This window comes from Candidatus Paceibacterota bacterium (assembly GCA_035452965.1).
Lineage (GTDB): Bacteria > Verrucomicrobiota > Verrucomicrobiia > Limisphaerales > UBA8199 > UBA8199.
In genome coordinates this window covers 1-10,978 of record DAOTCE010000061.1, presented here as the reverse complement: position 1 = coordinate 10,978, position 10,978 = coordinate 1, and the positions used below count along the sequence as shown (strand labels likewise).

The 10,978-nt window shown below is 60.9% G+C and carries 4 protein-coding genes and 1 pseudogene; 3 read left to right on the top strand and 2 right to left on the bottom strand.

Annotated elements, in window-relative coordinates; all coding sequences use genetic code 11:
• Positions 1-259 precede the first annotated feature (259 nt).
• Together P5205_21990 and P5205_21985 are read right to left on the bottom strand one after the other, a co-directional pair.
• Positions 260-382, bottom strand: a pseudogene (locus tag P5205_21990) (ISAs1 family transposase).
• A gap of 145 nt (positions 383-527) precedes the next feature.
• Positions 528-1,904 (bottom strand): ISAs1 family transposase, encoded by a 1,377-nt coding sequence (locus tag P5205_21985; GenBank protein HSA13033.1) that lies wholly within the window; start codon positions 1,902-1,904, stop codon positions 528-530.
• 246 nt (positions 1,905-2,150) lie between these two features.
• Here P5205_21985 and P5205_21980 point away from each other — a divergent pair, with 246 nt between their 5' ends.
• The 3 genes from P5205_21980 to P5205_21970 all read left to right on the top strand — a co-directional run.
• On the top strand, positions 2,151-2,375 hold the full coding sequence (locus tag P5205_21980; GenBank protein ID HSA13032.1) for a hypothetical protein: 225 nt from the start codon (positions 2,151-2,153) through the stop codon (positions 2,373-2,375).
• An 89-nt stretch (positions 2,376-2,464) separates the two neighbouring features.
• Positions 2,465-7,180 (top strand): serine/threonine-protein kinase, encoded by a 4,716-nt coding sequence (locus tag P5205_21975; GenBank protein ID HSA13031.1) that lies wholly within the window; start codon positions 2,465-2,467, stop codon positions 7,178-7,180.
• Positions 7,177-10,978, top strand: a 3,802-nt coding sequence (locus tag P5205_21970) for a serine/threonine-protein kinase (GenBank protein ID HSA13030.1), incomplete at its 3' end; no start/stop codon positions are given. The genes P5205_21975 and P5205_21970, both read left to right, overlap by 4 nt.

Here is a 10,978-nt window from a genome sequence, read left to right as displayed (position 1 = left end):
TCAATCTACTTCAGAATCGGGCGAGACGAAAGCATAACTTTCAAGGGTGGGGGGGGGGCACGGCAAGGGGGCATCAAGCTCGGTGTGTGCAATGGCATCAAGGGGAGGATCGACATATTGAGGTTGGATTTTTGGCCGTGGCTGGGCGGGTGAAGAGGCGAATGCCCAGCCAGCGGTTGAATTGGTTTTCCTCGATCCAGTCGCGCGCAGTGGCTTGGCGGCTGGGACGACCCTGGCCCCAGAGCTTTTGCAGGGTGTTGGCGAGGCGTCGCAGCAGTCCCAGCACCGCAGCGGCATTGCGATGGCGGACCCGACTCTCATCTTCGCGGTGCGTGACATCCAGGGGGTAATGGTTACGCGTTTCGATCCCCCAGCGCCCCTGCTCCCGGTGCAACCATTGCGCCGGACTCAACTGCTTGGGCCCCAGCGAAGCGGCTAACCAGGTTCGGGTCAACTTCCCCTCCGTCCCGATGCGGCGATCCACCCGCGCAATTTGCAGTGCTCCGGCCAAGCCTAATTGCTTGGGCTCAATCGTGCGGGTCACCACCGCCCGATATTCCGGGCGTCCCCGGCGTTGGCTCCGCCGCTGGACCTGAGGGGGGAACGCTCTCCGGCAGGAGGGTTTGGGCGGTCTTGAGCAGGGTGGGTTGGTTCTCGCGCAGGATGAGACTATAGTCGGCTCCTTTTTCGTAGAGAATCTGCTGCACCGTCTGATGCTGGGTATGCATTCCATCCATCTGCACCAACCGGCCGGTCAGCGCCAAACGCTCAATTAGGGTTCGCGCGGTGGGAATCTCATTGGTCCGGCAGGCCACCGGCTCCAGCCCCAGGCCGCGCTGGCTGGGTTGGGCGACCGCATTGACCAGCATCAGGCCGCCGCCGCAGACTTCCTTGCCATCAATCACCACCGCGTCGCTGGCCGGCAGCGGCCCCAACACTTGCTCCTGCCACGCCAGCAGGATGGCTTCGACTTGCTGACGTGGCACCGCCTGCAAGACCCGTTGAAACACGGCTTCACTGGGCACCTCCAACCGGCCCGTGTCCGGATGCACCCAGCACCGCAGGGCGCGACGCTGCAACCGGGTCAGCCGCCGGGCAAACCGGCTCACCGCCCGGTAGCCCTGACCCACCCCCGCCAGACACGCCAAGGCGATGATCGTTAATACCGTCGGCAACTTGTGGCGCTTACCCTTGGGTTCCCGCCATTCGGGCACTCGCTCAAACCGTTCCCACAAGCTCTCCACCGCTTGGCCAGCCACCGGACAAGCCGGGGGCACCGGCTTCTGGTAGCGGGCCAAATGGGCGGGCAGTCGCTCCGCTCGCAGCCAGTCCCACGCCCGTTGGTCCAGTGCCTTGACCCACAGTTGCTTGGGCCGATCATGCCGCTGGTAGAAATCCTCGCTCACCCGCTTGAAGCCCGAACTATAACCCAGGGCCTCCCAGCCGCCGGCCTTGTAGGCGGTGCCCCGAAAAAGTTGCCGATCCACAAAACTCTCCACCATCACGATCGGATGGCCGTAGGCCTTCTGCCAGTCCGACGAGAGGCGGCTCAGACACCGGGCCATCGCCCGGGTGGCCAGATTGGGCAGTTGCTGCCGATCCCCCAAAATGACAAACCGACTGTTCTGGGCTAGCAAATGCAGCCGGGCTTGGCGCTGCGCATCGGTCCATTCAATGGATTGGTCCCGGGCCTTGAGATGAAGGGCCGGAGCACTCCAGCCGATCAGCGCCAACCAGCGACCGCTGGCGTCGGTCACCGCGTAGCGGAGTTGCTCGCCCACTAACCGGGCGCTCTTAAGATAATGGTGCTGGCCAACCAGACGGTCCCACTTGGCTTTCTGTTGGGCCGGAACCAGAACAACCTGCAGCTCATCCAGCACGACCTGCTCATCCGGTTCCGGCATACGTCGCGGTTTTGGCATCCCCAAGAAAAGCCCATATCCATGAGAATGTCCCGAATAATCGCACACTAACCCCGTCCCCATTGCTCCCAGTCAGCTGCTTGATGCACCCTTGATGGTTTGACCCCTTTTTTTTGCGGGCGCCGTGATCCCTTTTGCCGCCGGATTCCGCATTGGTGGGTAGAACGGCATTTCCAAAGTGAAATGAGTAACCAGGACCAGAGCCGACAAACCGAAAGAGAAAAAGCTATGAAAACCAATACTGCCAACGCCACCCCCGTCGGACGCACCGTGCGGGAAACCTTCGGCCCCGCCCTGCTCCTTGCCGTGGCCGCCACCGCGCTGCTCCTGCAAGGCTGCACCACCGCCAGGCCGGGTTGGTCTTCCAGCACGGACACCAATCCGCTGTCCGGGAACGCCTTCGAGCGAATGGAGCCTCGCGAGGGCATCGCGCTGGTGAACTTCAACTTCTGAGGCCGGACAACGGCGAGAGCCACCATGATGACTTTCCCCTTTACGCCCCTTTCATCAACGGATACAAACGCAACCAACAGAGGTAAGGTATGAGTGGGACTGGGAATCGCGAAGAGAGCTTGTTCAACGAGGCGATGGGGTTGCCGACGCCGGAGGCGCGGGCGGTGTTCCTGCGCGAAGCCTGCGCCGGCGATGACCAACTCCGCCAGCGCGTCGAGGCCCTCCTCCAGGCCGCCCAGCCCACCAACGACTTCCTCGAACAAGCCGCCCCCGGAGCGCGGACATTCCTGTCCGCCAGTCCCGGAGCCGCCGCTTCTCCCTCTCCTCCACCGGAGGAGAGGGCCGGGGAGAGGAGGGCCACCACGCCAACTCCACCCGGCGCCACCGTTACAATCTCCCTCAACTCCCTGCCCGTCTCCGAGAAGCCCGGCGACCGCATTGGCCACTACAAGTTGCTGGAACAGATCGGTGAGGGCGGCTGCGGCGTGGTTTATATGGCCCAGCAGACCGAGCCGATCCGGCGGCAGGTCGCCTTCAAAGTCATCAAGCTGGGCATGGACACCAAGTCGGTCGTCGCCCGCTTCGAGGCCGAACGCCAGGCCCTGGCGCTGATGGACCATCCCAACATCGCCAAGGTGCTGGATGCCGGGGCGACCGAGACAGGCAGGCCTTACTTCGTCATGGAACTGGTCAAGGGCATCAAGATCACCGATTACTGCGACCAGAACCACCTGGACACGAAGGAGCGGCTGGACCTGTTCATCCAGGTCTGCCACGCCATTCAGCACGCGCACCAGAAGGGCATCATCCATCGGGACATCAAACCCTCCAACGTCCTGGTGTGCTCACACGACGGTGTGCCCGTGCCCAAGGTGATTGACTTCGGCATTGCCAAGGCCACCCAGCAGCCGTTGACCGACAAGACCGTCTTCACCGCCTTTGGTCAATTCATCGGCACCCCGGCCTACATGAGCCCCGAGCAAGCCGAGCTGAGCGGGTTGGACATAGATACCCGCACGGACATCTACGCGCTCGGCGTCCTCCTCTACGAACTGCTCACCGGCAAGCCGCCCTTTGAGCCGGAAACGCTGATGAAGGTCGGCCTGGACGAAATGCGACGGATCATCCGCGAGACCGAGCCGCCCAAACCCTCGACCAAACTGGCCACCACTCCGCACTCCGCACTCCGCACTCCGCAATCGACGGCTCCGCACTGGAAAGACGTTCGTGGCGATCTGGATTGGATCGTGATGAAGTGCCTGGAAAAGAACCGGGCGCGGCGGTATCCCACGGCAGATTCCCTGGCGGACGACCTAGGCCATCACTTGAACAACGAGCCGGTTGAAGCCGGGGCGCCCGGGGCGATGTACCGGATGGGGAAGTTTGTGCGACGGCATCGGTATGGTTTTGCGACAGCCAGTGCGATCATTCTGCTCCTGATTGCAGGCGTGGTGGTAAGCACGTGGCAAATGGCGCGTGCGACGCGGGCGGAGAAGCAGGCGCGAACGGTGGCGAGCTTCCTGGAGGACATGTTGAATAGTGTGCGGCCTGAGGAGGCCCGAGGCCAGGATACCAAGTTGCTGCGGGAGATTCTGGACAAGGCAGCGGCGCGCGTGGCCAAGGAGCTTCAGGGCCAGCCGGAAGTTGCAGGAGAATTGCAGAGCACCATCGGTGGGGTGTATCAGACGCTTGGACGGTATGGCGAGGCTGAGGCCATGTATCGTGGCGCACTGGCTAACCGAAGAAAGTTCTTTGGCCGCGAGCATCGAAAGGTCGCCGTCTCCCTTGCCGACCTTGGCTTCCTGCATCGCTTGCAAGGCAAGAACTCAGATGCCGAAGCGGTGTTCCGAGAAGCGCTGGCGATGCAACGGAAGCTGCTGGGCGACAAGCATCCGGACGTCACTCGGTCGCTCGCAAATCTCTCCATAGAGCTTTGGCGGCAGGGAAAGGCAGCGGAAGCAGAAACCTTGTCCCGCGAGGCTCTTGCTAACCGCAAGAACTTGTTTGGTTCCGAGCGCACCGATATCGCCACTTTGGTCGGCCAGCTTGTGTGGGTTCCCAGTGAGCAAGGCAGGCTAAAGGAAGTGGAGGCCATTTACCGCGAGGCGATAGCCATGAGCAAGCATGTGCTCGGCAATGAGAACTCCGAGGTTGCCGCCCTGCTCCGCGGTTTCGCATTGGCGCTTAAAGGTCAAGGTCGCTTAGCGGAGGCCGAAACCATATTCCGCGAGGCTCTGACCATGCAGAAAAAGTCGCTGAGCAATGAACACCCGGAGGTGGCCATGTCGCTTGAATGGCTCGCAAGAGTGCTAGCAACAGAGGGAAAGCTTGGGGAGGCTGAGGCCGCCTATCAAGAGGCCTTGGCCATGCGGAAGAAACTCCAAGGTCCCGACCATCCACTCATTGCCAATCTGCTGAACAACTTCGGAGGAGTGCTTGCGGACCAGAAGAAGTTCAACGACGCGGAAAACATGTATCGCGAAGCGCTGGCCATGGGGCGTCGGCTCTTCCCCTCGGACCACCCAACTATCGCTAACCAGCTCAACAGCTTGGGAGGACTACTTCTGCAACAACGCAAACTGGCGGAGGCTGAGGTTCTCCGCCGCGAAGCTCTGGGAATGTGGAGGAGGCTACTGGGCAACGAAAACCAGGATGTTGCCCGATCGCTCAATAACCTTGCGGTAGGGCTTGATCTGCAAGGCAAGTATGCGGAAGCCGAGGCACTGCACCGCGAGGCACTGGCGATGCGAAGAAAGCTGCTCAGGCGAGACCATCCGGATATAGTCCTGTCGCTAGACCAACTCGCAGGAGTCCTGGCAAGACAACGCAAAGTTGCGGAAGCCGAAAGAACAACTCTTGAACGCTGGTACGTGGAGCTAGGTATCGCTCAGTTATGCCAAGATCCGCCCAGCCTGGACAAGGCCCTTGAGGTCGTTGGCGGCGCGATTGAGAAGAAGCCTCAGGATTATGGATGTATGGCCGTACGGGCCGCTATCTACGGTCGACAGGCCAAATGGCAGGCTGCAGCTACTGACTTATCCCGATCTGTCAAGCTTGCTAGCAGCCTTTCTCGTAACCTTCCGGCTTTCGCACTGGGTCCGTTGTTGGTAGAAACGGGCGACACGATCGGCTACGACAACCGTCGGCGAATGGTATCGGTCACTTCCTGGGGAGAAGACCCGGAGACGGCGGCAGAAGCGGCGATGGAGATGTCGTTGCTGCCTAGAGACGGCGGATGGACTGCGCCTGCTCAATTGGCCGCGACCGCCGTCACGCACGGCACCAACCATATCCGGCTGCCTTACTTTCAGCTCGTCAAGGGCCTGGTCGAGTATCGGCAGGGGCGTTTTGACAGTGCGGTTGAATGGGCACAGAAGAGCCTGGCGGGCTCTGGAACGAATTACACCATCGCTGCTTCCGCTGGGGCGGTTTTGGCGATGGCGCAGCAGCAGCTCAAGCAACCTGACGAGGCCCGCAAGTCTCTGGCGCAAGCGACGCAGGTATTCGAGACCAAGCTGCCGAAGCTGGAGAGCGGCGACCTGGGCGAGAACTGGCCGGAGTGGCTCATCGCCCGCATCCTCTTGCGGGAGGCAACCAGCCTCCTTCGGGGCGAAATCGGCGCGGTCGATGGAGTGAGAAAGCAAGCCCAAGGCCTTGCTAACGCAGGCAAGCTGGCAGAGCGGGAGGCGATGTTCCGCGAGGCGCTTGCACTGCTAAGGAAGGTGGGGCGTGGTGAAGATGTGGCGGTCGCTCGCACATTGAGTTCTCTGGGAACGGTGCTTAGGGCGGAGGGCAAGTATGCAGAGGCTGAAAAGACGTATCGTGAGTGCCTGAGAATCCACGAGAAGGTCCACCCAAATGATTGGGATGTCTTTCAAAGCCGCTTCTTCGTGGGCGCAATCCTGATGGATCAGAAGAAGCACAAGGAAGCCGAACCATTGATGCTCGATGGCTGCCAAGGGATGATGGAGCGAGTTCAAGAGGTGGCCGATCCGGGTGGAAGAATAAGTCTCCTCCAGCAGACCATTCCGATTCTCGTGCAATTGTACGACGAAACTGGCCGGCCCGAGCAAGCAGCAGAGTGGCGCAAGAAACTGGCTGACTTGGAAAAGAGCCAGCCTCCCGCCAAGAGGGTTTCACCTGAGAACATTACAACTATCCAAACGCAGCGTGGGAACTTGTCCGCTCGTAAGAAGCATTACAAAGAGGCCGCAGGCGATTTTTCCAAGCTCGCGGAAGCTCATCCGGATAATCACCTGTTTTATCATTTGCTGGCCCCGGCGCTGGTGGCCGCCGGAGACGCTGAAGGTTACCGCCGCTGCTGCCAGAAGGTTATCGCCCAGTTTGGTGAAACCACCAACCCGACGGTCGCCGAGCGCATGGCCAAGGCCTGTCTGATTCTACCGTCATCCGGCGCAGACATGGCAATCGTCAGCAAGATGGCGGAGGTTGCTATCAGAGCTGACACGAACCATTCCTTGCTCCCCTATTTCCAGTTCAGCAAAGGGTTGGCAGAGTATCGTCAGGATCGATTTGCCAGCGCTGCCGAGTGGCTTCGGAAGGCCTTGGACAGCAAGCGGTCTCGGGATGACTACCGCGATGTGCAAGCCTATATGGTCCTGGCCATGTCGCAGTATCAGCTAAAGCAGGTGGGCGAAGCTCGCAAGACGCTGGCGACGGGAACCGACCTGGCGTCGCAGAAACTGCCGAAAGCGGACAGCGGCGATTTAGGCCCCGCATGGAACGATTGGATCATCGCCGAGACGCTCATGCGGGAGGCGAAAGGGATAGTTGAAGCCAAATGAACGACAAGAGCCAACGCGAAGAGAGCTTGTTCAACGAGGCGATGGGGTTGCCGACGCCGGAGGCGCGGGCGGCGTTCCTCAAGGGAGCGTGCGCCGAGGACGAGCAACTCCGCCAGCGCGTCGAAGCCCTGCTTGCCGCCGCCCAGCCCACCAATGATTTCCTCGAACACGGTTCCGGAGCGCGGACATTCTTGGCCGCCAATCCCGGAGCCGCGGGTTCTCCCTCTCCTCCACCGGAGGAGAAAGCCGGGAAGAGGAGGCCCCCCACGCCGCCCCCACCCGGCGCCACCATCCAAATCTCTCTCGAATCCCTGCCCGTCTCCGAGAAACCCGGAGACCGTATCGGCCACTACAAGCTGCTTGAACAGATTGGCGAAGGCGGCTGCGGCGTGGTTTATATGGCCGAGCAGGCCGAGCCCATCCGCCGCCGCGTCGCCTTCAAGGTGATCAAGCTGGGCATGGATACCAAATCGGTCGTCGCCCGGTTCGAGGCCGAGCGGCAAGCGCTGGCACTGATGGACCATCCCAACATCGCCAAGGTGCTGGATGCCGGGGCGACCGACACTGGCCGGCCCTATTTCGTCATGGAACTGGTCAAGGGCATCAAGATCACCGACTACTGCGACCAGAACCACCTGAACACGAAGGAGCGGCTGGAGTTGTTCATGCAAGTGTGTCATGCCATCCAGCACGCGCATCAGAAAGGGATCATCCACCGGGACATCAAGCCGTCGAACATTCTGGTCACCCTGCACGACGGCGTGCCGGTGCCCAAGGTGATTGATTTTGGCATCGCCAAGGCGACACAGCAGCCGCTGACGGACAAGACGGTGTTCACGGCGTTCCAGCAGTTCATTGGGACGCCAGCGTATATGAGTCCGGAGCAGGCGGAGTTGAGCGGTTTGGACATAGATACCCGCACCGACATCTACGCGCTCGGCGTCCTGCTCTACGAAATCCTGACAGGCAAGCCTCCTTTCGATCCGGAAACGCTTATGAAGGCGGGCTTGGACGAGATGCGCCGCATCATCCGCGAGACCGAGCCGGTGAAGCCCTCGACCAAACTCGCCGCCACTCCGCATTCCGCGCTCCGCACTCGGCAATCGACGGCCCCGCCTTCTGCTATTCCGCACTCCGCACTCCGCATTCCGCAATGGAAAGAGGTTCGTGGGGACCTGGACTGGATCGTGATGAAGTGCCTGGAGAAGGATCGGCGGCGGCGCTACGAGACAGCGAACGGTCTGGCGCACGACGTTGAGCGGCATCTGAGCGATGAACCAGTGACAGCGGCAGCCCCCAGCGCAACGTATCGGCTGAGCAAATATGTCAGCCGGCATCGGTTTGGCCTGGCGACGGCTGCTGTCCTGATCCTCCTGCTGGTTGCGGGCGTGGTAGTGAGCACGTGGCAGATGGTGCGGGCCAAGCGGGCGGAGAAACAGGCGCAGACGGTAGCCAGCTTTCTGGAAGACATGCTTAACAGCGTACGGCCTGAGGAAGCGAAAGGCAGGGATACGGTGCTGCTCCGCGGAATGCTGGATAAAGCGGCGACGCGGGTAGACGACGAGTTGAAGGACCACCCAGAAACACAGGCACGAGTGAACCTCACTATTGGTAAGGCATATGTTTCAATCTCCCAATACCACAAAGCTGAGCTGCCGCTACGGAAGGCGCTCGCGCTGCAGATCAGCCTGCTAGGAAGAGAAAACCTTGTCGTGGCCGAGTCACTCGAAACCCTTGCGTGGGCACTTGAGTGGGAGAGAAAACTGGTCGAAGCAGAGGCAGCAAGACGCGAGGCTTTGGCGATCCGCCAGAAGCTGCTGGGGCCCCGGCATCCGGATGTGGCCAAATACCTTCGTGCACTCGCCCGTGTGGTCGAGAAGCGAGGCAACCTGACACAAGCTGAGGAATTGTTTCGCCAGACTCTGGCAATGCAGCGTAAGGCTTTCGGTCCTGAGCATAGGGAAATCGCCGTCACGCTGAACAACTTCGCGTTGAATCTCAGCCGACAGGGCAAGAAGGCGGAGGCGGAGACGATGCTGCGCGAAGCCGTGGCGATGGGGAGGAAGCTGTCCGGTAATAACCGCGGTCTAGTGGCTGGATTCTTGGCAAACCTTGCAAACATGTTGAAAGGACAAGGCAAGCTAGAAGAGGCAGAAGCGATGTGCCGCGAAGCACTTGCGATTACCAAGAGAGAATGTGGCATGGAAAGCCTGTCTGTAGCATCGCGGTTGACGGTCCTCGCTACGGTTCTCTTGGAGCAGCGGAAGCTTGTGGAGGCGGAGGCCGTTTGTAGGGAGGCTCTGGCGATGCAGCAGAGGCTTCTGGGGAATGAAAGCCCCCAAGTAGCCGTATCGCTTCGCTGTCTCGCTGGGATCTATGACGCACTGGGAAAACTCGAACAGGCGGAGACTGTGCGCGGCGAGGCGCAGGCGATAGACGAGAAGGTTCTTGCCGCCGCTGACCCCAGCGATAGCCTCTCATCCTGCACCCGAGCATCGGCGCTCGAGCGAATGGGCAAATTCAAGGACGCGGAGGCCACCTATCGCGAAGCGCTCGCCGCACAAATAAGGGACCCCAATGACATGCCTGAGGATATTCCCACATTCCTGCAATTGCAGGACGGTCTTACAAGTGTGCTAAGGCGGGAAAGCAAGCTGGCCGAAGCAGAGGCGATGTATCGTGAGGGGTTGGTCATGCGAAAGAAGCTCTTGGGAAACGAAGACCGGCAGGTGGCCCAGTCCCTGGCTGGACTCGCAGAGGTACTCCAGCAGCAAGGCAAGTTGGCGGAGGCGGAGGCGATGCATCGCGAGGCCTTGGCCATGCGGAAGAAGCTCTTGGGGAGCGAAGATCGGCAGGTGGCTGAGCCTCTGGCTGCCCTCGCGTGGGTACTCCAGCAGCAAGGCAAGTTGGCGGAGGCGGAAGCGATGCATCGCGAGGCCCTGGCCATGCGGAAGAAGCTCTTGGGGAGCGAAGATCGGCAGGTGGCTGAGTCTCTGGCTGCCCTCGCGTGGGTACTCCTGCAGCAAGGAAAACTGGCGGAAGCGCGGGACCTAAAGCATCAGAGTCTGAAGGTGAACTTTGGCCTCGGCGGCAGCAGCGAGGACCGGCAGAGTTGGGAAAAGGCCATGATGGCCATCACCCGAGCCGTGGATAAAGAGCCTAACCCTGGCTCGTACCTGATGTTTCGCGCCTATCTTTATGGCCAGCAAGGGCAGTGGCAGGCGGCAGTCAAGGACCTATCTCAACTCGCCAAAGCTGATGTGCGCTGGACGTTGGCTTTGGGCCCGTTGCTGGCGGAAACGGGCGACACGAACGGCTACAACAACCGCCGGCGGGTGATCTCTGTCACCACCTGGGGGGAAGACCCCGAAACGGTGGCAGAAGCCGCGATGGAGATGTCGCTACAACCCAAGGACAGTGGATGGGCGGTACCAGCGGGCCTGGCCGAGGTCGCCGTCACGCGCGGCACCAACCACTTTCGTCTGCCTTACTTCCAACTAGTCAAGGGTTTGGTCGAGTATCGGCAAGGACACTTGCACAATGCGGTTGATTGGGCAAAGAAGAGCTTGGTGAGGAGCGGAACCAATTACACTACCGTCGTCTCCGCTGGCGCGGTGCTGGCGATGGCCCAGCAGCAACTCAAGCAGCCCGAGGAAGCCCGGAAGTCTCTGGCGCAAGCGACGCAGGTCTTCGAGACCAACCTGCCGAAGCTGGAGAGCGGCGACCTGGGCGAGAACTGGCCCGAGTGGCTCATCGCCCGCATCCTGCTGCGCGAGGCGAAGGAGTTGGTGGAGAAGA